Origin of the sequence: Streptosporangium pseudovulgare (assembly GCF_014648055.1) — a bacterium.
Classification (GTDB): domain Bacteria; phylum Actinomycetota; class Actinomycetes; order Streptosporangiales; family Streptosporangiaceae; genus Streptosporangium; species Streptosporangium pseudovulgare.
This window is the reverse complement of sequence record NZ_BMQJ01000005.1, coordinates 251,456-274,760: the sequence shown is the minus strand read 5'-3', so window position 1 is coordinate 274,760 and position 23,305 is coordinate 251,456. Positions and strand designations below refer to the sequence as shown.

Genomic DNA, 23,305 nt, shown 5'->3' with positions numbered 1-23,305 from the left:
CCGGGGACACGGGGCGGATCACGGATGCGGGGCGGCCGTCTCCACCAGGACGGGGGCGGCGCGGCCGGTGCCCGCGGGGACGGCGCCGCCGGAGGGGCCGGGGCCGGAGCGCTCCTCGTGGTAGTCGGCGTCGACGTTGACCTCCCACACGTCGTGCCGGGCGCCGTCGGCGACGTTCTCCACGGCCAGCATCGCGGTGAGCATGGAGTGGTCCTGGTTGTTGTAACGGTGCATGCCGTTGCGGCCCACCGGGTGGACCTCCGGCCACTCCACGTCGAGATACTTCCTGATCGTCTCGACGTGGCCCGCGTAGCGGGCGTCGTAGACCGGGTACGCCTTCGGCATCCGCACCACGTAGCCCTGCCGGACCGCTCCGGGCGTGACCAGGCCCAGCCGTTCCAGCTCCCCGGTGCCGAAGGCCACGAGGTCGTCGTCGGGGGCGTCCCACAGGTCGTCGCCCTCGTTGACGAAGTACTCCAGGCCCAGGCACGTCAGGCCCTCCCGCACCAGGTAGGGCGACCAGGAGCCGTAGTTCTGCACGCGGCCCAGCCGTACCTCGGGGGAGTGGATGTAGATCCAGTTGTCCGGGAAGGAGAACCGCTCGGGCACCACCAGCGCGACCGTCAGGAAGTCGCGGTGCCGCAGCCCCGCCGCGGCCTCGGCCACGACGTCCGGCACGTCCGGGCCGAACGTTCGGACGAGGTCGCCGAGCGGCATGGAGGAGATCAGCGCGCCGCAGCGGACCTCCCGGCTGACGCCGTCGCCCACGGCGGTGACCACCAGCCCGCCGGAGCCGCGGCGCACCCGCCCGACCCGGACGCCGAGACGCACCGGGCAGCCCCGCTCGCGAACCCGCTCGGCGCAGGCCTCCCACATCATGCCCGGCCCCAGACGGGGGTAGCGGAACTCCTCGATCAGGCTGGTGACCTCGGTGCCGCCCCGGCCCGGCCGCAGCGCGGCGAGCACGGCCCGGCCCAGAGAGAGGTTCCTGATCCGCTGCGCCGCCCAGTCGGCCTGGATGCTCGCCGCCGGGACGCCCCACACCTTCTCGGTGTAGGTGCGGAAGAAGATCTCGTACAGCCGGCGGCCGAACCTGGCGGTGACCCAGCCCTCGAACGTCGACTGGTCGGCGGGCGGGCGCAGCCGGGCCCCGGCGTAGGAGGCCACGCAGCGCGCCGACTCCAGCGGGCCGAGATTGCGCAGCGCGTTGGACGCCCGGAGCGGGTAGTCGAAGAAGCGGCCGCCGTAGTGGATGCGGCTCATCCTCGGCCGGAGCAGGAAGTCCTCCTCGCCGAGGATCTCGTTCCAGAACTCCTCCACCCGCGCCACCTTCGTGAAGAAGCGGTGGCCGCCGATGTCGAAGCGCCAGCCGTCACGCTCCACGGTCCGGCTGATCCCGCCGACCACGTGGTCGGCCTCGAAGACCTCACACGGCAGGCCCCGCCGGGTCAGCTCGTAGGCGGCGGTGAGCCCGGCGGGCCCCGCCCCCACGACGACTGTCGACTCCATGCGCTTCCCCCCGCGGACGATTTCCCCGTTCCCGGCCGTTTCCGGTTCCCCGTTCCCGGTCGATCCCGGCCGTTTCCGGCGACCGGCGGCCCGGCGAGTCGATCGTGTCGGACCGGGGGGCGATTACGGAGGGTCATCGCGACTTGCTAGGGAGTGTGCATTCCCAGCCTTGACCCGTCACTGGGGAAGCGGTGCCTCTCCGTTGGGAGACGCCCGCGGCCACCCGCCCGCCCGGCGGTCCCGCCGGACCCCGCGCGCGGCCGCACGGAGACGCGAGGGACGGTCAAGACTCGGTCAGCTCGTTCCATCGCGGCCGCATTCCGGTGCCCGCCGGACTGCGGGCGCGGCCATGCTGGGCCGGGCGATTTCCGACTACCGGAGGACCGATCGTGGCCCTAGTGAGCGTCATCGTGCCCATCTACGACGTGGAACCGTACCTTGAGGCGTGCCTGGCGTCGGTGGCCGCGCAGACCTGGAGCGACATCGAGGTCGTCATGGTGGACGACGGCTCGCCCGACTCCAGCGCGGAGATCGCCGCCGCCTTCGCCGCCCGCGACGGGCGGTTCCGGCTCGTCCGGCAGGAGAACGGCGGCCTGGGCACGGCGCGCAACACCGGTGTCCGGCACGCCTCCGGCGAGTTCCTCGCCTTCCTCGACAGCGACGACCTGCTCCCGCCGACCGCGATCGAGACGATGGCGTGCGCCCTGCTGGAGAGCGGCTCGGACCTGGCGACCGGCAACGTGCTGCGCTTCAGCGGCCACGGGGTGCGCCAGTCACCGATGCACCGGGCCATCTTCACCCGCCCGGCCAGGCGGACCCACGTCACCCGCGACGACATCCTGCTCAAGGACCGGCTGGTCACCAACAAGCTGTGGCGCCGCGCCTTCTGGGACCGCAACGACCTGCGCTTCCCCGAGGGGGTGCTGTGGGAGGACATCGCGGTCGCGCTGCCCGCGCACTTCCTCGCCGAGGCCGTGGACGTGCTGAGCGTCCCCGTCTACCTGTGGCGGGAACGCGAGGGGGAGAGCACCTCGATCACCCAGAACCGGGCGCACGTCAAGGGCGTCGAGGACCGCTTCGCCGCGGTCCGCTCGGTGCGGGACTTCCTCATCAGGACCGGCCGCGCCCGCCACCTGCCCGCCTGGGACCGGATGGTCCTCGACAGCGACCTGCCCAACTTCCTGCAGGTGCTCGACCAGGCCGACGACGACTTCCGGCGGCGCTTCCACGACCTGGCCCGCGCCTACCTGGAGGAGGCCGGCCCGAAGGTCCTCGCCTCCGTCCCCGCGCCGCGCCGCGTCAAGTGGGAGCTGGTACGGCAGGACCGGGTGGACGACCTGCTGCGGGTGCTGGAGTGGGAGCGGACCGCCAAGGCGAACACCCGCGTCACCGGCGGCGGCGTGCGCGGCTACCACCTCAACTGCCCGGTGCCGCTGCCCGGGGCCGTCACCCGGATGCGCAAGGAACTGGACCTGCGCCAGCGGGTGGACGAACTGCGCCGGCAGGACGACCGGCTGGTCGTCGACGGCCGCATCTCGCCGCGTCACCTGCGTCCCCGCAAGCGGATCCAGCAGCACGTCGCCGCCTGGCTGGTCGAGGAGGACACCGGCCGCCGGGTCCGGCTCCGGGTGCGCAGGCGGCGCGGCCCGTCGCTGGTGGACACCGGCCCGCGGCGCCGTAAGGACTGGTGCGGGTTCCGCCTGGCGATCGACACGGCGGAGCTGCCCGCGGGCTCGTCGTGGCGGGTCGAGCTGCGTGTCCTGCACCGCGGCCTGGTACGGCGCGCCACGCTGGGCCAGCCCGGCCCGGCCGCGCGGCGGCCGGTGTTCGCCGAGCACGACCGGGGGACGGCGGTGTGGACGGAGTGGACGGCCGCCGACGAGCTCAGGCTGCGGGTCGACCGGCCGGCCGCCCGGGTCACCGGGCACCGGGTGGTCGACGGCAGGCTGTGGATCAGCGGCCGGTGCGAGGACGACCTGGGCGCCGGCCCGCACCTGCGGCTCACCCGCCCCCAGGGCGGGCGTGAGCGCCGCTACCCGATGATCATCTCGGACGGCGGGACGTTCGACGCGATGATCGACCTCGACGGGGTGCTGTCCGAGCGGTGGCCGGACCTGGACCCGTCGAGCCTGGAGATGAGCGCCCTGAACCCCGGGGCCGAGTGGCGCTTCGACGTCGTCCCCCAGGAGGGGCCCGCCCGGCCGCTGGTCGTCGACGACGGCGTGGAGCGCGGCCTGCACCGCCGGCACGGCCGCGACGTGGTGGTGAGCCGGTCGGCGTCGGGCGGGCTGGTGCTGCGCGAGCAGCGGCCGACCTTCCACGTCGAGCGGGTCTGGTGGAGCGAGCGGGGCCACCTGGAACTCGCCGGCGCGCCGATGCGCCCGATCGACGGCCCGGCGTGGCTGGTCGTCACCTCGCGCGGCCGGTTCAGCGAGCGGCTGTTCCCGATCGACGGCGAGCGCGTCACCGTGACCCCCGAGGCGTCCGAGACCCTCGGGGGCCGCCTGCCGCTGCCGTCGGGCGCGCACGGCTTCACGGTCCGCACCGCCGCGGGCGACATGCGGGTGGAGTTCCACCAGGCCGAGCCGCTGGAGCACGCCACCGGCAACCGCACCTTCACCTTCGACACCGACCTGACGGCGGAGGCGGTGCTCACGGTCGGCGGCGACCTGGGCGCCGAGGGGCGGCCCAAGCAGCAGCGGCTGCTGCGCGAGGAGTTCTACCCCACCCGGCGCGCCGAGCCGCCGCGGGACGCCGTCCTGTTCGACAGCCACGGCGGGCGGCAGTTCTCCGACAGCCCCCGGGCGATCTACGAGGAGCTGCGGCGGCGCGGCGCGGACCTGGAGTTCCTGTGGTGCGTCCGCGACGGCCAGGTGGAGCTGCCCGAGGGGGTCACGCCGGTCCGGCGGTACGGGCGCGAGCACTACGAGGCGCTGGCCCGCTGCCGCTACGTCGTCACCAACGTCGACCTGCCCGGCTGGTTCGAGCGCCGCCCCGACCAGGTCGTGCTGCAGACCGGCCGCGGCACGCCGCTCAAGCGCGTCGGCTTCGACGTCGAGCGGATGCCGCTCGCCCGGCCCGACCACCACGAACGGCTGACCTGGAAGGTCGCCCAGTGGAGCCACCTGGTCTCGCCGAGCCCGTGGTGCACCCCGGTGCTGCGGCGCGCCTTCCGCTTCGACGGGGAGATCCTGGAGACCGGCCTGCCCCGCAACGACGTGCTGCGGCACGGCGACGCCACCCGGATCAGGGCGCGGCTCGGCCTGCCCGAGGGCCGCCGGGTCGTCCTGCACCTGCCGACCTGGCGCGACGACAAGCTCTACGCCAGGGGCCGCTACCGGCTGGACCTGCGGCTCGACCTCCAGCGGATGCACGAGGAACTGGGCGGCGACCACGTGCTCCTGATCCGCCGCCACCCGAACGTGGTGGACCGGGTGCCCCGGGCCGGCGGGGACTTCGTCCGGGACGTCTCCGGCTACCCGGACGCCACCGAGCTGTACCTGGTCGCCGACACGCTGGTCACCGACTACTCGGCGGCGATGTTCGACTTCGCGGTGACCGGCCGGCCGATGGTGTTCCACGTCCACGACCTGGAGCACTACCGCGACGAGTTGCGCGGCTTCACCTTCGGCTTCGAGGCCGACGCGCCCGGCCCGCTGGCCCGCACGACCGAGGAGGTGACGGCGGCGATCAGGGGCTCCGCCGAGGCGGAGGCGAAGTACGCGGCGCTGTACGAGGAGTTCCGGGCGAGGTTCTGCCCGCTCGACGACGGCGGCGCGGCGGCGCGGGTCGTGGACCGCGTGTTCGGCTGACGGCGCGGGGCGCCTCCCCGCCCGGCGGGCGCCTTCCCCGCGGCGGCGGGGGAGGGACGCGGGCCGCGTGTCCGGCGGGCCGGTCCGGTCTCTCCCTTTCCCAAAGCCGCGGATCTCAACGGCGCGGGACGGTCAAGAACTGGCATGGACATCGTCCGGTAGTTACAGAGCGTAGATGTGAAGCGACCATGTGTCGCCATGCTTGGACGCATGAGGGCCTATTCGTTGAACGACGTTCACGCGACCCGCAAACGAAGAGACTCCTGGTGGACGGTGTTCCTGGTCGATCCGGTGGCGTGCAGGCTCACCCTGTTCGTCGCCAACCGCACCTCCGTCACCCCCAACGGGCTCACTCGTCTGTCGCTGGCCCTCGGGATGGGATCGGCGGCGTGCTTCGCGCTCGGACAGCTCGTGGCGGGGGCCGCGCTGTTCTACGTGAGCTTCACGGTCGACTGCATGGACGGCAAGATCGCCCGTCTCAAGGGGACGGGGACCGCCTTCGGCCTCTGGCTCGACTACGTCGGCGACCGCATCCGGGTCGTCTGCTGCGCCGGGGGACTGGCGTTCGGGCAGTACACGGCGACGGGGGATCTGGCCTACATCCTGCTCGGCGCCGGTGTCGCCGTACTCGACCTGTTCCGCTATGTGAACGCACCGCAGATGAAGCGGGTGCGCGAGGTGGTCAGGGAGAACCGGGCCGAGCGCCGGGCCGAGCTCCAGGCCGGGCTCCAGGCGGGGCCCCACCCGGTGGAGCGCCGGCCGCCCAGGTCCGCCAGGAGACCCACGCTGCGCCGCAGGGCCGACCGGTTCCTCGCCCGGCACCGGGTGCGCAGCCACCTCATCAGCGGCATCGAGTTCCACGCGGCGGTGTTCGTGGTCGCCCCGCTCATCGGGGTGGTGGCGCTGCTGCCGGTCGTCGCCGTGGCGGGGGGGCTGCTCCTGCTGAACGAGGTCTTCCTGATCCACCGAATGTGGCTTTTCGCCCGGGCGGTGCCCTCCGCGCCGCGCCCGGAGAGCATGCAGCGCGTAGCTGTCTGATCATCTTCTACGGGGGTTCGTCGTCATGCAGTCAGACCGACCTGTGTTCGTCATCGGGTGCCCGCGCTCGGGCACCACCATGCTGCAACTCATGTTGCACTCGCATCCGCGCATCGCGGTGCCTCCCGAGACGAGGTTCGTGGTGCCCGGCTACTACCGCAGGTTCGTCTTCGGCGACCTGCGCGAGCCGGGGAACCGGCGCCGGCTGGCCAAGTGGATCGTCAACGACAAGGACACCAAGTTCAAGGAGCTCAAGCTCGACGGCGACAAGCTGATCGAGGACATCGTCGCGGGCCCGCCGACGCTGGGCTCGGCGATGGGCATCGCCTTCCGCTCCTACGCCGAGCAGTACGGCAAGTCCCGCTGGGGCGACAAGCGGCCCAGCTACTACCACCACGTGGACCTGCTGCTGCGGCTCTTCCCCGACGCCCAGTTCATCCACCTGATCAGGGACGGCCGCGACTGCGTGGCGTCGCTGAAGGAGATGCCCTGGTACACCAAGGACATCTTCCACGCGGTGGTCAACTGGGCCGAGGCCATCGACTACGGCCGCCGCCACGCGAAGAACCTCCCGGCCGACTCCTACTACGAGCTGCGCTACGAGAACCTGACGGCCGACCCCGCGACCGAGCTGGCCGGGCTGTGCGAGTTCCTCGGCGAGGACTACGACCCGGCGATGTGCGAGCCGTCCCACGTGGCCCGGGTGGCGATCCCGCAGCACAAGGTCTGGCACAGCAACACCCACGGCGAGGTGACCACCGCCCGGTCCGGTTCCTGGCGGACCCGGCTGGAGCCGTGGGAGGTCTCGGTCTGCGAGACCGTGCTGGGCGAACGGCTCCAGGCGTTCGGCTACGAGCTGTCCGGCGCCCCCGAGGCCGAGAAGGCGCACGTCGAGGCGTGCGAGAAGGCGGCGTCCAAGCGGCGCTGGGCACGCCGCCGCAAGGAGTTCCGCGACCGCGTCAACCGGCTCCGCGAGCCGAGCCCGGTGGCCGCGCAGCTCACCACCCGGCAGCTCGGCGAACTGGCGAAGGTCTGACCGATGGAATCCGACCGGCCGATCTTCATCGTGGGCTGCCCCCGCTCGGGCACGACGCTGCTCCAGCTCATGACGCACGCCCACCACCGCATCGCGATCCCCCCGGAGACCCGGTTCATGGTCACCGCCTACCAGCGGCGGCTGCACTTCGGTGATCTGGAGGACCCGGCGCGCAGGCGCGAGCTGGCCGAGTGGGTGGTCAACCGCCGCCAGTCCCGCTTCCACGAGCTGGGGCTGGACGGCGAGAAGGTCGTCGAGGAGATCGTCGAGGGCCCGCCGACGCTGGGCTCGGCGCTGGGCACCGTGCTGCGCGCCTACGCGGCCCGGCACGGCAGGCCGCGCTGGGGCGACAAGCGGCCGTCGTACTTCCAGCACGTCGAGGTGCTGCTGCGGCTCTTCCCGGACGCGCAGTTCGTCCACCTGATCAGGGACGGCCGCGACTGCGTGGCGTCGCTGAAGGAGATGCCCTGGTACAACGGCACCGTCTACAGCGCGGTGGCGGCGTGGGCCGAGGCGATCGACTTCGCCCGGCACGGCGCCCCCAAGCTGCCCGCGGGCAGCTACCACGAGCTGCGCTACGAGGACCTCACCTCGGCGCCGGAGGCCCAGCTGCGCAGGCTGTGCGAGTTCCTCGGCGAGGACTACGACCCGGCCATGTGCGAGCCGCAGCGGGTGGCCGACATCGCCGTCCCGGAGCGCAAGACCTGGCACTCGCGTACCCACGACGAGGTGACCACCGCCAGGACGGGCTCCTGGCGCGACCGCCTCGACCCGTGGGAGGTGTCCCTGTGCGAGAGCGTCCTCGGCGAGCGGCTCCAGGCCTACGGCTACGAGCTCAGCGGGGCGCCCAGGACCGACGCCGCGCGGATGGTCGCCTACGAGCGCACCGCCGCCAAGCGGAAGCTGGCCCGGGTCAAGCGGGTGGCCTTCGACCGGCTGATCCGGCTCCGCGAGCCCAACCCGCTGGGCGCGCGGCTCACCTCGGCCCAGATCGTGCTGGCCGGGGTGCCGCAGCCGCGCACCGAACCCGTCTCGGTCAACGGGTGACCCGTACGGCCCGCCGCCCCGCCCGCGCCGACGGCCGCCGGGTGCCGGGACCGGACGGTGGCCGGTCGATCGGTCAACGGGTGACCTGCGCGAACAGGGCCTCCCAGCGGTCCAGGACCCGCTCGGGGCGGAACGCCTCGGCGTGGGCGCGGGCGGCGGCGCCCAGCCGCCGCCGCTCGTCCCCGGAGGTCATCAGCCGGGCGAGCGCCGCCGCGAGGGCCGGCACGTCGGCCGGGGGGACCAGCAGCCCGGTGCTCCCGTGGACGACCAGCGACCGCACCCCGCCCGACACGTCGAACGCCACCGCCGGCACGCCGCAGGACGCGGCCTCGCCCACGACCAGCGGCAGCCCCTCGTGCTCGCTGGAGAGGGCCAGCAGCGACGCGGCGAGGTACTCGCGCTCCATGCCGGACGCGGGCACCGCGCCGCGCAGGACCACCCGGTCCGCCACCCCGCACGCCGCCGCGTGCCCGCGCAGCCGTTCCCGCTCCGCGCCGTCCCCGACCAGGTGCAGCTCCCACCGCCCGTCGGCGGCGCCGCCGACCGCCGGGTCGTGCGCCGCCGTCTCGCCGTACGACGGCCCGCAGGGACGCTCGCCTTCCACGGCCCGGACGGCCTCGGCGAAGGCGGAGATCAGCCGGTCGAACCGCTTGACCCCCTCCAGCCTGCCCACCCCCAGCACCCGACGGCCGTCCAGGCCGGAGGCCCGGTACGGCCGGCCGGGCAGCGGGTTGGGGATCGCCCACGTGTTGGGCAGCAGCGCCTGCTCGGCGAACCGCCGCGCGTCGTCCTCGCTGAGGAACACCGCCGCCTCCAGCTCGCCGTAGCGGTCACCGACCGCCCGCAGGTGCCAGGAGCCCCGCGCGTGCTCGTAGGAGCCGTGGTACTGGCCGATCGGCAGCAGCCGGTCCGGCAGCACGCCGGTGACCCGGGGCACCACACCCGGCGAGGTGAGCACCGCGAAACCGGGCCCCGCCTGCCAGAACACCTCCCGCAGCCGCCGGCGCTCCCGCCGGGCGGCCGCCCGGGAGATCCGGCCCGTGCCCGCCGGCGTCGCGTGGATCACGTGGTGGCGGTAGCCGGGCCGGTCCACGTAGCGGACGGGCGCCTCGGCGCGGTGCAGCCCCACCACGTGCACGTCGTAGCCCCGGCCTGCCAGGCCCTGCGCCACCGTGTGGGTGACCCGCTGGATCCCGCCGAGCGTGTCGGCGTCCAGGCACGCGAACACCACCGACGTCATCGGCCCGCCCCCCGAAGCCACGCCCCGGCCGCCCGGAACGGGCCGCTCCGAACCGAGAGCCGCGCGGGCGCGCCGCTCCGGGCCAGGAGCCGCGCGGGGAACGGCCGGCGGGCACGCCCGTCCCCGCCGGGACCGTCCTGCCCGGGGCGGGGCTTCGGCGGGACGCCGAAGAAGGCGTCGACGACCCTCGCCGACGCGTTCCCCTTCTCCTCCGCGCACCACAGCGCGCGGAACTCCGCGTACCGGGCGGCGAACGACGCCGACACCGACGGCAGGTCCCGCAGGGCGTCCACCACCTCCCGCGTCGTGGTCAGGCAGGGTCCGGGGGCGATCGCGGGCAGGTCGTGGCGGACGCCCCGCTCCAGACGCCGGTACTCGTCCCAGTCGTCGATCAGGAACAGCATCGGCCGCCCGGTGACCGCGTAGTCGCACATCAGCGACGAGTAGTCGGTCAGCAGCGCGTCCGAGGCCAGGATGAGGTCGTTGACCTCCGGATACGACCCGGCCGGGCGGACGAAGTGGAGCAGGTGCCGCGGCACCGTGTATCGCTCGACGGGGTGCGGGCGCAGCACCACCACCCACTCGCCGGCCAGTTCCCGGGCCATCAGGTCCAGGTCGGCCCGGACCGACCGGCCGGAGAACAGGTCGTGGTCCCGGTAGGTCGGCGCGTACAGCAGCACCTTCCGCCCCGGCGGGATCTCCAGCTCGTCCCGCGCCCGCCGTACGGCCTCGTCGTCGCCGCGCACGAGCACGTCGCACCGGGGCGAGCCGTACCGCAGCACCGGGCCGCGGTAGTCGTTGGACGGCAGGAAGATCCGCTCGAACTCCGCGCTCGGCGAGACCAGCGCGTCCCACCGGGCCACCGCCGCCCGCCACCGCGCCCGCGGCCCGGGGAAGTCGGCCCGCAGGTCCGGGGCGTCGAAGCCGACCGTCTTGATGCCCTGACCGTGCCAGGTCTGCAGGTAGCGGGTGCGGGCCGGCTTGGGGAAGTCCAGCGGCATGCCGTGGCTGTCCACCCAGTACCCCGCCCTGGCCATGGTCCACAGGTGGCGCCAGCTCAGCCGCCGCACCAGGCGCGCGCCGGCCGGGAAGTTCCGCCGGTTCCGCGCCACCGACCACACCATGGTGAACGGTGCCCGCCGCCGCAGCAGCTCCTCGTAGACGTAGCGGGGGTTGCCGGTGCAGCCGGCGCCGACGTCCGACTCGAACAGCACCAGGTCCCGGCGAGGCGGGATCACCCTGATCAGGCACCGGTAGACGCCGAGCTTGATCCGCGGGTCCCCGGCCCGCCGGATCGCCCGCCGTACGGCCGCGCGACCGGCCCGCGCCACCCGGGCCGCGGGCCGCAGCGCGCTCCGCCTGCGGCGGCGCACCCGCAGGAACCCGGCCCGGCCCTCCATTCCGAGGACGACCGTGTACCAGGGGAGGGTGACGGCGACCGGCCGGGTCCCCGGGTCGGCGAGCAGCGGGCCGGCGGTGGACCGGCCGTCGGAGCGGACCACCACGACCCGCGGATCGTGGCTGAGCTCGCGGAACACGCCGAGCCCGCGGAGCCCGCCGAGTCCGCGGAGCCCGCGGAGTCCGGCGCCGGGACGGCCGCGCCCGAGCGCGGCCAGGTCGACGATCACCTCGCTGACGTGGGCGCCGTCGTCCGGCCGCGGGGACAGCCGTACCCGGCGGCCCGCGACGTCGAGGTACGCGCGCCAGCCGGGGTTGGCGGCCAGCACCCCGAACGGGTCGTAAGTGCGGATCGTCAGGGTGACCCACGCGCCCGCGCGGGTGCCCGTGCCCGTGCCCGCGTCCTTTCCCGCACGCGCGCCCGTCCACGCACGCACGCCCTTTCCCGCACGCGCGCCCGTCTCTGAACCCTCGCTCGCGCCCGTCGCCGAGCTCGCAGGGCTCACAGAGCTCACCGGGCTCACGGGGGTCACGGTCGCCTCGTGGCGGAGCCGGGAGGAGCCGAACGGCAGCTCGGCCATCCGCAGCGCGGTGATGTCCATCTCCTCCGGAGGGATCACCCCGCCCGGCTCCCGTTCCCCGGCCGGTGCGGCGGCGTCCGGTTCCCCGACCGGCACCGGCTTCCCTGAAGAAGCCCGTTCGAGGCCCCCGCCGGATGTCCCGTCCGCCCCCGGTGGCCCGAGGACCCAGTAGGTCCGCCCGTCCCGCCGTACGGCGAAGCGCGGCGGGATCTCCGGCTCGCTGAGCGACCGGGTGGCGACCATCAGCTCGTCGGCACGTCCGGTGACGATGAGACGGCAGCAGACCCGCACGACCGGGTCGATCCCCGCGAACTCCCGCGGCCCGAACTCCGCCAGGTAGGGGCCGACGACCGCGGCGAACTCCGCCGCCCACGCCGGATCGCGGCGGGGCAGCGGGTCGAGGTAGACCCGCAGGTCCTGCCGGAGGAACCGGCGCCGCCGGTTGGGCACCAGGTCGCCCAGGCCGTTCCCGCGCAGCACGTCGTCGCTGAGCCGGGCCGCCCGGACCCGGTGCCGGACGTTGTCCATGTCGGTGACGCGCAGCGAGATCGACGGCTTCCCCGGGTCGCCGGCGGGGACCCGGTGCCACAGGTAGACGACCCACGGCACCACGGCGAACCGGCGCGCCGCGCAGTACAGCTCGGCGCTGAAGACGTGGTCCTCGTAGTGCAGGTCCTCCCGGAACGGCAGCCGCCGCAGCAGCTCGGCCCGGTAGAGCTTGTTGGTGCTGAAGGAGTCGAGGAACATCTCGGGTTCGCGGGTGATCCCCTCGACGGTCCTGCGCCGGGCGAACAGGTGCGGGTAGTAGGGGCGCGTCCGGCCGCTCGCCTCGTACAGCCGGGAGATCTGCCCGGTGACGAAGTCGGCGCCGGTCCGCTCGGTCTCCAGCAGCATGCTCTTGCAGGCGTGCCGGGTCAGCCGGTCGTCGCTGTCGAGGAACATCACGTGGCGGGCGCGGGCCGCCGCCACCCCCTGGTTGCGCGGCGCGCCGCAGCCGCCGCTGTTGACGTCGCGGCGCAGGTAGCGGACCCGGGCGTCCGCCCGCTGGAGCTCGCGCGCCACCCGCTCGGTGCCGTCGGTGCTCGCGTCGTCCACGATGATCACTTCGATGTTCCGCAGCGACTGGTCGAGCGCCGACCGCACGGCCCGGGGCAGGCGGGCGGCGTCGTCGCAGGTGATGACGACCACGCTGCAGTCCGGCGGATTGATCACATTTCGAGATGTTCCCTGGACTCGGAGAGGGTTCGTCGGGTTTGCGCATTGCGCACCGGAGTTTTTACCCGCGCCCGGCCGGCGCCGTCCCGGGGCCCGCCGGGTCCGCGGGGTCAGCGCCGGCCGAGGCCGAGCCGGTGGGCGACGCGCGCCATCAGCTTGGACATCCTGGAGGGGAACGCATCGGGACCGGGAACGGTGACGGGGCGGACGCGGCCGTTGTGAATGGCGCCGATCTTCCAGCCGGCTTCTGTCCGCACCACGACGATGGTCTGCCGTGACAGCCGTCGCCTGGGGAGCGTGGATCGCCAGGGCATCAGGACGGAGGCCGTGCCGTGCACGATCGCCACGTCCGGCGTGAGGTGGCGGACCGACTCCAGGTCGCCGACCAGCGCCGAACCGGCCAGGACGCCGCGGAAGAGTTTGTCGTGGTTGTGCTGGTGGGCCCGGCGACCGCGGGCGATGGTGCCGTCGTAGGAGACGTACTCGGAGTCGTCGGTGAACAGCGCGCCGAACGCCTGGGCGTCACCCGCCGTCCAGGCCGCCATGAAGTCGGTGAAGAGCTTTTCGATCTGAGCGGTGTCGCCGGTTCGCGTGCCGGAGGCGGATCCGGTGGGGGCGGTCGAGTGCATGGTGGTACCTCCACGAGTGATATCTTCGTTTCGTTCAACGAAATGTACGATAACAGAAAGATTCGAATGTCGAAACATAATGTCATCGGAGAGATCGCCATGGAGCTCCGGCGACTGCAGCAGAGCTTCGACGCCTTCGACGAGGCGGCCGCCGCCCGGCTCGGCCTCAACCGCACCGACCTGCGCTGCCTCGACGTGGTACTGGCCGAAGGCCCGGTGCCCGCGGGCCGGATCAGCGTCGCGCTGAAGCTGAGCCCTGCGGCCACCACCACGGTCATCGACCGGCTGGAGCGCGCGAGCATGGTGGTCCGTTCCGCCGATCCGGGCAACCGCCGCCGCGTCCTGGTCGCCGCGACCGACGCCGCCCGGTCGGCCGAGGCCGAGATCTTCGTTCCCGTCGGTCAGGCGGGCGCCCAGGCGCTGCGGAAGTACGGGCCGGACGATCTGGCCGTCATCCTCGACTTCCTGCGTACCGCCCGCGGGGTCCAGGAGGAGCAGGCCGCCCGGGTCAGGGCCGTGTCCTGAATCGGGGCCGGTGACACGAGACTTCCTGCCCGTCCCGCGCCATGCCGCGCGATATCCCGTTGCCCGTGCCAGCCGGACACCGGATCATTCCGCCATGGAATTCAAGATCCGTCATGGTGTCCCGGAGGACGTGGCGGCCGTGGAACGCGTGCGGGTGGCGACGTGGCGGGCCGCCTACCGCGGCCTCATGCCCGATGACTACCTCGACGCGCTCGGGGTCGATCCGGACCGGGTGGTCCAGATGGAGCGGGGGCTCGCCGACGCCCTGGCCGAGGGACGCACGCCGCTCGTGGTCGCCGAGACGGAGGGCGGGATCACCGGCTTCGTCAACTTCGGCCGCTGCCGGGACGAGGAGATCGGCGGCGGCGAGGTCTTCACCCTCTACGTGCTGCCCGAGGCGCAGTCCGCCGGGCTCGGACGGGCCCTGCTGGCGGACGCGGTGACCCGGCTGCGGGCCGCCGGGCACGAGGAGATCGGCCTGTGGGTCGCGACCGGCAACGGCCAGGCCCGCCGCTTCTACGAGCGCTTCGGCTTCGTCCCGTCCGGCCGCACCGACACCCATCCGCTGCCCGAGCCGTACCCCCCGATCGAGGACACCCACTACCGCCTCACCCCGGCGACGCCCGGCGACGCGCCGCTCCTGCCCTGAGGACCGTCCCGGGAAGCCGTCGATCCCCGGGAGACGGGGGCCGCCCGCCGCGGGCCGGAAAGGTCACGAACCGGCACGGGGCGGGACCGGACCCGGCGAGAACCGGGTCCGGCCCATCGGGAGACAGCAGGCATGACACGAACAGAATCGGTCGAGAGGGTGGAGGAGGATGGTGATGCGGAACTCATCCGTCGCTCGCACGACGACCCGGAGTGGTTCGCCGGGATTTTCGATCGCTACGTCCGGCAGATCCACCGTTACGCGGCCCGTCGGCTCGGCACCCAGGCGGCCGACGACATCGCGGCCGAGACGTTTCTGATCGCCTTCCGGCGACGCGCGTCCTACGACCTGGCGCAGCGGCTGGCCAGGCCGTGGCTGTACGGCATCGCCACCAGGCTGATCGCCAGGCACCGGCGCAGCGAGGAACGGTTCCTGAGGTCGCTGTGCCGTACGGGCCAGGACCCGCTGCCGGAACCGATGGCGGACGCGGTCGTCGACCGTGTGGCCGCCCAGGAGAAGGACCGCGTGCTCGCGAGGGCGCTGGCGGGCCTGTCTCGGGGCGATCGTGACGTGTTGCTGCTGGTGGCGTGGGGCGACCTGTCGTACGAGGAGGTCGCCGAGGCGCTCGGCATCCCGGTGGGGACCGTGCGCTCGCGCCTGCACCGGGCCCGGAGGAAGACCAGGGCCGCCCTGGGAAATGACGATCCGACAAGACAGGACGCGTGATGGACGAGATCAAGGACTTTCGCGGCTCCGCCCCTGTGATCACCCGCCAGGCGGAGGACGCGGCACGTGCCCGGTTGCTGCGGGCGATGCGTGAGCCGGCCCCCGCACCTCGCCGGCGTCTCATGCCCCGTCCGGTGTGGCGCCTGGCCTTCGCCGCGTCGCTGTCGGTGGCCGTGGCCGTGGGAGGGGGCATCGCTCTCACGGGCGACGACGGCGGCCGATCGGCCCTCATCCCCGTGGCGAGCGTCCAGCAGCTCGGCGAGCGGGCCGCGAGGGCCGCGGCGACGAACCCCTACGAGACCGTTCCCTCTCCGGGCAAGTGGCTGTACGTCAAGGAGACGATCGCGCCGCTTCGCGAGGAACCCGAACCCGAGGTGGACCGGAACAAGCGGACCACCTTGGAGCTGTGGAACAGCGTGGACGGCAGGCAGACGGCCCTGGACGACGGCAAGGGCAGGCTCGTCATCCACGAGGCCGGTCCCGGCGTCACCGCCGCCGATCTGGCCGAGGCGCCCGTCACCCCGGAGCGGGTGCTCGCCCGGATCAGGACGGCCGTCGCCGAGACTCCCGCGCCGCCCGGCGACGACGGGCCGGACGAGCAGCGGATCGTCGAGACGATCTCCCGGGTCATGAACGAACAGGCGCTCGAACCGGAAGTGCGGGCCGCGCTGTTCCGTGCACTGCCGATGATCGAAGGCGTGTCGGTCAAGCAGGACGCGGTGGACGCCGCCGGCCGGCACGGGGTCGCGTTCTCCTACGTGGGGCGGTGGGAGCGCTTCGAGATCATCCTGAGCCCGAAGGAGTACACCTACCTGGGGACGTACGGCGAGACCGTCGCCACCCGCACCTACACCACCCCCGCCGGAACACGCGAGGTCAAGGCGGGCACCCCCGTCGTGTGGACCGCGCATCTGCGGGCCGGGATCGTCGGCAAGCCGGGCGAACGGCCGTAGAGCCGTAGAGGTGTGCGGCTGAGAACCCGGAAAGGGCTGAAAAATCCGGGAAGGGGGCGGTGGGTGAAGGGCAAGAAGAGACGTCCTGTCCTTCGGGCAAGGGAGCCCCTTGCATGATCACCGTCCCCGACGCCGCGCCGGTCGCCGACCCCGAGCGGTTCGGCGCCGTCTTCGACGCGCACTACGAGGAGATCCGCCGCTACATCGGACGGCGGCTCGACCTCGACACCGCCGAGGACCTCGCCGCCGAGACCTTCCTCATCGCCTTCCGCCGCCGCCACCGCTTCGACCCCGCCCGAGGCGGAGTCCGCCCCTGGCTGTACGGCATCGCCACCAACCTGATCGGCCGCCACCGCCGGGCCGAGGTACGGCGTTACCGGGCGCTGGCCAGGACCGGCCCGCCACCCGACGACGACGGCCACGACCAGCGGGTCGCCGACCGCGTGACGGCGGGGGTGACGGTCGGCCGGCTCTCGGGGGCGCTGGCGGGCCTGTCGAAGGGCGAGCGCGACGTGGTGCTGCTCGTCGCGTACGGCGGCCTGACCTACGACGAGGTCGCCCAGGCCCTCGGGGTCGCCTACGGCACCGTGGCCTCACGGCTCAGCCGGGCCAGGAACAAGCTGCACACGTCGCTCGGGACGGAGGTCCGATGAACGATTTCAGGCTCGTCGACGCGGTGATGCCCGACGTCGCGCCGCCCGACCCGGCGAAGGTCGCCGAGGCGAGGGCTCGGGTGCTGGGCGGCCCGAAACCCCGGAGGGTTCCCCGGTGGACCGGGGTGCTGGTGGCGGCGACCGCGACCGTCGCGGTCATCGGCACGGTCGCGGTCGTCCCGAGGCTCGGCGGCGACCCGGCCGATCCAGCCGGTCCGGCCGTCGCGGTCACGCGGGCGAGTGCCGGGGAGGTGCTCGCCGCCGCCGCCGACCGGCTGGCCCGGCGACCGGAGGCGACCGGCCGCCGGTACTGGCGCGGGGAGACGGAGCACTCCAACCGGGTGCGGATCAGCGTCGCGGGGCACACGTTCCTCGTCGAGGAACGCGGCGGACAGGTCCTGTGGGTGGGGCCGGGCCGGAAACGGGTCATCGCGGCCAGCGGGCTCGGCACCCGGCCCGTGGCCGCCGCCGACCGGGCCGAGTGGAAGAAAGCCGGCTCGCCCCGGCTCTGCGGTTCGGACACCGACTGCGAGAACGACATGCTCCCCGCCGGGAAGACGCGGTACATCGTCACCGACGCGGAGGAGGTGCTCCAGCGGGCGACCCTGGGGCTGAGCGCGCGGGAGATCCGCGACCTTCCCCACGACCCCGCGGCCCTGGAGGAGAGGCTCCTGTCGTACTGGCCCGCCGAATGGAAGGCCAGGAAGAGGGACGTGCCCGCACAGGTGGTGCGGGCGGAGGCCGCCGAGCGGGACGACTGGCTGTGGGGGATCGGTGAGAGCCTCCTCCTGGACACCCCGGCCACCCCGGGGACCAGGGCGGCCGTCTACCGCATGCTCGCCGGGCTGCCCGGGGCCCGGGTCGTGGACGGGGTCCTGGACGCCGACGGACGGGTGGGGGTGGCCGTCCTGCGCGGGGGCGGGCCCGGCGAGCCGGAGCAGCAGCTCGTGATCGACCGGGAGACGGGTGACCCGCTGGGGGTCCGGGAGGTGCCCCCCGCCCCGCCCGCCGGCCGGAAGACCCTTCCGGGGACCGGCGTGTACTCCAGGGTGGTCAAGCGACTCGGCTGGACCGACGACGAACCGGCCGTTCCGAAGGGCTGCGATCCGGACAGCGGGAAGGGGTGCCTGCGCTGAGCCGGCCGTGCGCCGTCCGGCCCGACGCGGTGGCGGGCGGTGGCGGGGCGCCCGTACGGCGGCGCCCGGCCTCCGCCGCGCCCTCCTCCACACCGTGGGAGGTGTGAAGGAGCCGGCGCGGGTGGGCGGCGGTCGGGTCAGCGGCGACGCAGGGCCCTGCGGGTCAGCCAGGCCGCGACCGCCAGGCCCGCCACGGCCCCCAGCAACGGGGCGGCACGTCTGAGCAGGGGGATGCCGGCGATCTCCATCAGATCGAGGGCCTCCTCGTCCGCGGTGAGGGAGGTCCGGGAGGTGCCGGCCGGGTGGGTGTCCCGGCCGGCGGCCCGCTCGGCCCCGGCAGGGGAGAGCTCCGTGACCGGGGCCAGGTCCCCGGAGGCGCCGGCCGTCTCCGCAGTGTCGGATCTCTCCGGCTCCTTGGAAGCCTCGGATCCCTCGGGCGTCTCGGTCGGGGAGGGCACGGCGGTGAGGTGGCGGGGCGACTCCTTCCGGCCGTCGGCGGCCCGGCCGGCCGTGCCCCGGTCGTCCGCTTCGGGTGTCCTAGCTGCGCCCTGACCGTCCATCCGAGGAGTTCCGCCTGCGCCCCGGTTGTCCGCTTCAGCTGTCCCGGCCGTGCCCTGGCCGTCCGTCCGAGGGGTTCCGCCTGTGCCCTGGCCGTTCGCTTCGGGTGTTCCGATCGTGTTCTGACCACCCGTTCCCGGTGTCCCGGCCGCGCCCTGGCCGTCCGCCCGCGGTGTCCCGGCCGTGCCCTGACCGTTCGTCTCGGGGGTGCCGGTCGTCCGGTCGGGCGGGGCCTGCGCCGGGATGGCGGGCTCCGGTGCGGGGACCGGCGTCAGGGGGACGGTGTCCGCCGTGGCGGGCCCCGCCTCGGCGGCCTCCAGCAACGCGGCGAGGTTGGCCGCGAACCTGTCGATCAGCTTGGCCCCGACCTCGCCCATCACGCCCCGGCCGAACTGCGCGGGGCGGCCGGTCACGTTGAAGGAGGTCTCGACGGTGACCCGGGTGGCCGAACCGGCCGGGCCTCCGGATTCCGCCGAACCCGCCGGACTCGCCGAACCCGCGGTTCCCTCGGAGCCCGCCGAACCCGCCGAACCCGCCGTCCCCTCCGCGCCCGGTCGCCCGGGGCCTCCGGCGTCATCGGGGCGCAGTCGCGCGGTGACCGTCGCGTTCGCCGTGCCGGAGCCGCGGGTCTCCCGGCCCGAGGCCCGCAGGGCCAGGGTCCGGGCGTTCTCGTCCACGCTCTCGAACGCGGCCTCTCCCCGGTAGGTCACCGTGATCGGCCCGACCTTCACCTTCATCCGGCCGGTGAAGGAGTCGCCCTCCGCCTTCTCCAGTGCGGCCCCGGGCAGGCACGGCGCGATCCGTTCGACGTCGAGCAGCACGGACCACGCCTGCTCGACGGGAACCGGAACGGTGAACTCGTGCTCGAACCGCATCGCCATCGATCCACTCCTCGTCGCCGGACCAACCTGGACCAACTTGGACCAACCGCACAACCACATCAACCGCACCGGCCGGATCCGCCGTTCTCCGGTCCGGTGCGGACCTTCCCGCATCGGACAGGTGGCTTCCACCCGTTTGTCTGCCCCGTCCGCCGGGAGACGAACTCCCGGCGGACGGAACGCGAACCCTCGTCCACCGGCACGCGAGCCCCACCCGCCGGCACGCGAGCCCCACCCGCCGGGAGGCGAACCCCGCCCACCGGCACGCGAACTCCCGCCCGCCGGGAGACGGGCTCCCCGGTGGCTCAGCCGAGCGCCGCTCCGACCGCCCGGCGGGTCAGCACCCGGGCCAGATGACGGCGGTAGTCGGGCCGGGCGTGCAGGTCGGCCGGGGGCGAGGTGCCGGCGTCCGCCTGGGCGCAGGCCTCCCGGAGCGGGTCGCTCCCGTTGGAGCCGGCGGGGGAGGGGGCGACGCCGCGCAGCGCGGCCTCGGCCACCCGGGCCCGCACCGGGGTCGGGCCCATGTTGGTCAGCCCGATCCGCGCCTCCTCGATCGCCCCGCCGTCGCCGCGCCGTACGGCCACCGCCACGCCGACGGTCGCCCACGCCTGGGCGGTCCGGTGGAACTTCTCGTAGTGGAAGCCCCAGCCCGACCCGAGCTTGGGCACCCGGACGCCGAGCAGCACCTCGCCCGGCCCCAGAGCCGGCTCCAGATAGTCGACGAAGAACTCCGCGGCCGGGATCTCCCGCTCGCCGTCGCTCGACCGGACGACGAACACGCAGTCCAGCGCGAGGGCGACGGCCGGCAGGTCACCGGCGGGGTCGGCGTGGGCCATCGACCCGCCGAACGTGCCGCGGTGCCGTACGGCGGGGTCGGCCACCGTGGCGGTGGCCAGCGCGACCAGCGGGACGTGCTCGCGGACGACGCCGGAGCGCATCACCTCGTCGTGCGTGGTGAGCGCCCCGATGTACACGTGGTCGCCGCGGTCCGCCACGCCGCGCAGCTCGGGCAGCCGCCCGAGGTCCACCAGCGCGGACGGGTAGGCCAGCCGCAGCCGCAGCAGCGGCAGCAGGGACTGGCCGCCGGCCAGCACCTTGACCTCGTCACCGGCGGCCTCGGCGTCGGCGAGGACCCGGCAGGCGTCCTCCACCGACGCGGGCCGGACGTAGTCGAACGGCGCGGGGATCACCGGGCGCCTCCCTCGGGTGCGGATTCGGACGTGGCCGGGGCGACGAACCCCCGGATGGGCTCGGACGCGGGGGCGGGCGGGGGCGCGGCTCCCGGCGTCGATCCGTGCGTGGGCACGGGCGCGAACCCCGGCACGGCGGCCGGGGCGGGGCCGGTCGCCGGGGCCTGACCCGGGACGGCGGCCTCCGCCTCGGCGAGCGCCCGCCAGATCCGTTCCGGCGTGCACGGCATCCGCACGTCGCGCACGCCGTACGGGCGCAGCGCGTCGGTGATCGCGTTGACCACGGCCGGGGTCGAGGCGATCGTCCCGGCCTCGCCGACACCCTTGACGCCCAGCGGGTTGCTCGTCGCCGGGGTCTCGGTGCGGCCGGTGGTGAACTCCGGCAGGTCCGCCGCGGACGGGATGAGGTAGTCGGCCATCGTCGTGGTGACCAGGTTGCCGTCGGCGTCGTGGACGGCCTCCTCGAACAGCGCCTGGCCGACGCCCTGCGCGATGCCGCCGTGCACCTGGCCCTCGACGATCAGCGGGTTCACCACCGAGCCCACGTCGTCCACGGCGACGTACGACCGGATCGCGCACCGTCCCGTCTCGGTGTCCACCTCGACCGCGCACAGGTGGGTGCCGTGCGGGAAGGAGAAGTTGTCCGGGTCGAAGGTCGCCTCGGCGTCCAGCCGGGGCTCGAAGCCGCCGGGCAGGTCGTGCGCGGCGAAGGCGGCCAGCGCCAGCTCCTGGATGGTCCGCCCCTCGTCGGTCCCGCGCACCCGGAACCTCCCGCCGTCGAACTCGACGTCGTCGGCGGACGCCTCCATCAGGTGCGCGGCCAGCTCGCGGGCCCGCTCCTTGACCTTCTCGCAGGCGGCGAGTACGGCGACGCCGCCGACGACCAGCGAGCGGGAGCCGTAGGTGTCCATACCCCGGTGCGCGACGGAGGTGTCGCCGTGCAGCACCGAGACGTCCTCGAACGGCACGCCGAGGGCGTCGGCCGCGATCTGGCTCCAGGCCGTCTCGTGCCCCTGTCCGTGCGGGCTGGTGCCGGTGACGACCTCGACCTTGCCGGTGGGCAGCAGCCGGACCGCTGCGTGCTCCCAGCCGCCCGCGCCGTAGCTGAGCGAGCCGAGCACCCGCGACGGCGCCAGCCCGCACATCTCGGTGTAGGTGGAGACGCCGATGCCGAGCTGCACCGGGTCGCGCCGCTCGCGCCGGTCGGCCTGCTCGGCCCGGAGCTCGTCGTAGCCGAACATGGCCAGCGCCTTCTCGGTCGCGGCCTCGTAGTCGCCGGAGTCGTAGGTGAGCCCGGCGATCGTGGTGTAGGGGAACTCCTCGCGGGTGATCCAGTTGCGGCGCCGTACCTCGACGGGGTCGATGCCGAGCTCGTGGGCCAGCTCGTCCACGGCCCGTTCGATGGCGAAGGTCGCCTCGGGGCGGCCGGCGCCCCGGTAGGCGTCGGTCGGCATCTTGGTGGTGAAGACGCCCGTGCAGGTGAAGTCGTAGGCGTCCATCTTGTAGATGCCGTTGTACATGAACGCGCCGAGCAGCGGCACGCCCGGCGTGACCAGCATCAGGTAGGCGCCCATGTCGGCGAGCAGCTCCACCCGCACGCCCCTGATCCGCCCGTCGCGGTCCGCGGCGACGGCGATCCGCTGGAGCTGGTCGCGGCCGTGGTGCACGGTGAGGTTGCCCTCCGAGCGGGACTCGGTCCACTTCACCGGCCTGCCGAGCCTGCGGGCCAGCAGCAGGGCGAGGACCTCCTCGGCGGTGACCTGCAGTTTGGACCCGAAGCCGCCGCCCACGTCGGGGGCGACCACGCGCAGCTTGTGCTCGGGGATGCCGGTGGTCATCGCCAGCATGACGCGCAGCACGTGCGGGATCTGCGTGGCGGAGTAGAGGGTGAAGCCGTCGCCGTCGGTGGTCGCGACGACCGCCCTGGGCTCCATCGCGGTCGGGATGAGGCGCTGCTGAACGTAGGTGCGGTCGATCACCACGGGGGCGTCGCGGAACGCCGCGTCGATGTCGCCCCCGGCGAACTTCCAGGTGAAGGCGCGGTTTCCGGCCTCGTGGACCTTCGGGGCGCCCTCGGCGAGCGCCTCGGTCATGTCGAGCACCGGGTCCAGCGGCTCGTAGTCGACCGCGATGGCCTCCAGCGCGTCGGCGGCTCTGTACCGGTCGGTGGCGACCACGCAGGCCACCGCCTCGCCGGGGTAGCGGACCTCGTCCACCGCCATGGGCGGATGGTCGGGGATGACGATGTCCTCGGTGACCGGCCAGGCGCACGGCAGGCTGCCCTGCTCCCCGGCGAGGTCGCGGCCGGAGTAGGCGGCGACCACGCCGGGCCGGGAACGCGCGGCGGAGACGTTGACGCCGGTGATCCTGGCGTGCGCCATGGGGCTGCGCAGGAACGCCACGTACAGCATGCCCGGGAGCTGGATGTTGTCGGTCCACATGGTCCGGCCGGTGACGAGCCGGGCGTCCTCCTTGCGCCTGCGCGCCCGGCCCATCTCGCGTTCGGCGGAGGGCTCGCTCATCTGGTCG

Annotated in this window: 17 protein-coding genes; 10 read left to right on the top strand and 7 right to left on the bottom strand. The window is 73.9% G+C overall.

What is annotated here, in order from left to right; all coding sequences use genetic code 11:
- Positions 1-18 precede the first annotated feature (18 nt).
- Complete coding sequence (locus tag IEZ10_RS13010) at positions 19-1,509, bottom strand: NAD(P)/FAD-dependent oxidoreductase (RefSeq protein WP_189246751.1); 1,491 nt, start codon at positions 1,507-1,509, stop codon at positions 19-21.
- A gap of 398 nt (positions 1,510-1,907) precedes the next feature.
- Here IEZ10_RS13010 and IEZ10_RS39915 point away from each other — a divergent pair, with 398 nt between their 5' ends.
- From IEZ10_RS39915 to IEZ10_RS12990, 4 genes are all read left to right on the top strand, one after another.
- Positions 1,908-5,321: a bifunctional glycosyltransferase/CDP-glycerol:glycerophosphate glycerophosphotransferase gene (locus IEZ10_RS39915; protein ID WP_189246750.1), complete on the top strand. Its 3,414-nt coding sequence runs from the start codon at positions 1,908-1,910 to the stop codon at positions 5,319-5,321.
- Positions 5,322-5,531: 210 nt separating this feature from the next.
- Positions 5,532-6,359, top strand: a complete 828-nt coding sequence (locus IEZ10_RS13000; protein WP_229811219.1) for a CDP-alcohol phosphatidyltransferase family protein — start codon at positions 5,532-5,534, stop codon at positions 6,357-6,359.
- 25 nt (positions 6,360-6,384) lie between these two features.
- Positions 6,385-7,395 carry a sulfotransferase family protein gene (locus IEZ10_RS12995; RefSeq protein WP_189246748.1) on the top strand — a complete coding sequence of 337 codons (1,011 nt, stop codon included), beginning with the start codon at positions 6,385-6,387 and terminating at the stop codon, positions 7,393-7,395.
- A gap of 3 nt (positions 7,396-7,398) precedes the next feature.
- Positions 7,399-8,442 carry a sulfotransferase family protein gene (locus IEZ10_RS12990; RefSeq protein WP_179819597.1) on the top strand — a complete coding sequence of 348 codons (1,044 nt, stop codon included), beginning with the start codon at positions 7,399-7,401 and terminating at the stop codon, positions 8,440-8,442.
- Positions 8,443-8,515: 73 nt separating this feature from the next.
- Here the strand turns inward: IEZ10_RS12990 and IEZ10_RS12985 are convergent, their stop codons facing one another.
- The 3 genes from IEZ10_RS12985 to IEZ10_RS12975 form a co-directional block, all read right to left on the bottom strand.
- Positions 8,516-9,682, bottom strand: a complete 1,167-nt coding sequence (locus IEZ10_RS12985) for a glycosyltransferase (protein WP_189246747.1) — start codon at positions 9,680-9,682, stop codon at positions 8,516-8,518.
- Positions 9,679-12,873: a bifunctional glycosyltransferase/CDP-glycerol:glycerophosphate glycerophosphotransferase gene (locus IEZ10_RS12980; protein ID WP_229811218.1), complete on the bottom strand. Its 3,195-nt coding sequence runs from the start codon at positions 12,871-12,873 to the stop codon at positions 9,679-9,681. The genes IEZ10_RS12985 and IEZ10_RS12980 overlap by 4 nt, the downstream gene beginning before the upstream one ends.
- 113 nt (positions 12,874-12,986) lie before the next feature.
- Positions 12,987-13,505: an SgcJ/EcaC family oxidoreductase gene (locus IEZ10_RS12975; RefSeq protein WP_189246746.1), complete on the bottom strand. Its 519-nt coding sequence runs from the start codon at positions 13,503-13,505 to the stop codon at positions 12,987-12,989.
- A gap of 66 nt (positions 13,506-13,571) precedes the next feature.
- On the opposite strand from IEZ10_RS12975, the gene IEZ10_RS12970 reads away from it, so the two are divergent.
- From IEZ10_RS12970 to IEZ10_RS12945, 6 genes are all read left to right on the top strand, one after another.
- Positions 13,572-14,030, top strand: coding sequence for a MarR family winged helix-turn-helix transcriptional regulator (locus tag IEZ10_RS12970; protein ID WP_189246745.1), 459 nt, complete (start codon positions 13,572-13,574; stop codon positions 14,028-14,030).
- A gap of 94 nt (positions 14,031-14,124) precedes the next feature.
- Positions 14,125-14,679 carry a GNAT family N-acetyltransferase gene (locus tag IEZ10_RS12965; RefSeq protein ID WP_189246744.1) on the top strand — a complete coding sequence of 185 codons (555 nt, stop codon included), beginning with the start codon at positions 14,125-14,127 and terminating at the stop codon, positions 14,677-14,679.
- Positions 14,680-14,811: 132 nt separating this feature from the next.
- Complete coding sequence (locus IEZ10_RS12960; protein ID WP_189246743.1) at positions 14,812-15,405, top strand: RNA polymerase sigma factor; 594 nt, start codon at positions 14,812-14,814, stop codon at positions 15,403-15,405.
- Positions 15,405-16,358 (top strand): CU044_5270 family protein, encoded by a 954-nt coding sequence (locus IEZ10_RS12955; RefSeq protein WP_189246742.1) that lies wholly within the window; start codon positions 15,405-15,407, stop codon positions 16,356-16,358. The genes IEZ10_RS12960 and IEZ10_RS12955 overlap by 1 nt, the downstream gene beginning before the upstream one ends.
- Before the next feature lie 113 nt (positions 16,359-16,471).
- Entirely contained in the window at positions 16,472-17,011 is a 540-nt protein-coding gene (locus tag IEZ10_RS12950; RefSeq protein ID WP_189246741.1) for an RNA polymerase sigma factor, read from the top strand.
- A complete protein-coding gene (locus IEZ10_RS12945; protein WP_189246740.1) occupies positions 17,008-18,147 on the top strand; it encodes a CU044_5270 family protein in 1,140 nt (379 codons plus the stop codon). The genes IEZ10_RS12950 and IEZ10_RS12945 overlap by 4 nt, the downstream gene beginning before the upstream one ends.
- A gap of 137 nt (positions 18,148-18,284) precedes the next feature.
- On the opposite strand, the gene IEZ10_RS40400 is transcribed toward IEZ10_RS12945, so the two are convergent.
- From IEZ10_RS40400 to IEZ10_RS12930, 3 genes are all read right to left on the bottom strand, one after another.
- Positions 18,285-19,586 (bottom strand): SRPBCC domain-containing protein, encoded by a 1,302-nt coding sequence (locus IEZ10_RS40400; RefSeq protein WP_373287392.1) that lies wholly within the window; start codon positions 19,584-19,586, stop codon positions 18,285-18,287.
- A gap of 305 nt (positions 19,587-19,891) precedes the next feature.
- Entirely contained in the window at positions 19,892-20,776 is an 885-nt protein-coding gene (locus IEZ10_RS12935; protein ID WP_189246739.1) for an FAD binding domain-containing protein, read from the bottom strand.
- Positions 20,773-23,298: a xanthine dehydrogenase family protein molybdopterin-binding subunit gene (locus tag IEZ10_RS12930; RefSeq protein ID WP_229811235.1), complete on the bottom strand. Its 2,526-nt coding sequence runs from the start codon at positions 23,296-23,298 to the stop codon at positions 20,773-20,775. The genes IEZ10_RS12935 and IEZ10_RS12930 overlap by 4 nt, the downstream gene beginning before the upstream one ends.
- Positions 23,299-23,305 lie beyond the last annotated feature (7 nt).

Excerpts from the sequence above, each read along its gene's own strand:
- IEZ10_RS13010 (WP_189246751.1), bottom strand. The coding sequence starts at position 1,509 with ATGGAGTCGACAGTCGTCGTGGGGGCGGGGCCCGCCGGGCTCACCGCC.
- IEZ10_RS13000 (WP_229811219.1), top strand. The coding sequence starts at position 5,532 with ATGAGGGCCTATTCGTTGAACGACGTTCACGCGACCCGCAAACGAAGA.
- IEZ10_RS12995 (WP_189246748.1), top strand. The coding sequence starts at position 6,385 with ATGCAGTCAGACCGACCTGTGTTCGTCATCGGGTGCCCGCGCTCGGGC.
- IEZ10_RS12990 (WP_179819597.1), top strand. The coding sequence starts at position 7,399 with ATGGAATCCGACCGGCCGATCTTCATCGTGGGCTGCCCCCGCTCGGGC.
- IEZ10_RS12985 (WP_189246747.1), bottom strand. The coding sequence starts at position 9,682 with ATGACGTCGGTGGTGTTCGCGTGCCTGGACGCCGACACGCTCGGCGGG.
- IEZ10_RS12975 (WP_189246746.1), bottom strand. The coding sequence starts at position 13,505 with ATGCACTCGACCGCCCCCACCGGATCCGCCTCCGGCACGCGAACCGGC.
- IEZ10_RS12970 (WP_189246745.1), top strand. The coding sequence starts at position 13,572 with ATGTCGAAACATAATGTCATCGGAGAGATCGCCATGGAGCTCCGGCGA.
- IEZ10_RS12965 (WP_189246744.1), top strand. The coding sequence starts at position 14,125 with ATGGAATTCAAGATCCGTCATGGTGTCCCGGAGGACGTGGCGGCCGTG.
- IEZ10_RS12960 (WP_189246743.1), top strand. The coding sequence starts at position 14,812 with ATGACACGAACAGAATCGGTCGAGAGGGTGGAGGAGGATGGTGATGCG.
- IEZ10_RS12955 (WP_189246742.1), top strand. The coding sequence starts at position 15,405 with ATGGACGAGATCAAGGACTTTCGCGGCTCCGCCCCTGTGATCACCCGC.
- IEZ10_RS12950 (WP_189246741.1), top strand. The coding sequence starts at position 16,472 with ATGATCACCGTCCCCGACGCCGCGCCGGTCGCCGACCCCGAGCGGTTC.
- IEZ10_RS12945 (WP_189246740.1), top strand. The coding sequence starts at position 17,008 with ATGAACGATTTCAGGCTCGTCGACGCGGTGATGCCCGACGTCGCGCCG.
- IEZ10_RS40400 (WP_373287392.1), bottom strand. The coding sequence starts at position 19,586 with ATGGCGATGCGGTTCGAGCACGAGTTCACCGTTCCGGTTCCCGTCGAG.
- IEZ10_RS12930 (WP_229811235.1), bottom strand. The coding sequence starts at position 23,298 with ATGAGCGAGCCCTCCGCCGAACGCGAGATGGGCCGGGCGCGCAGGCGC.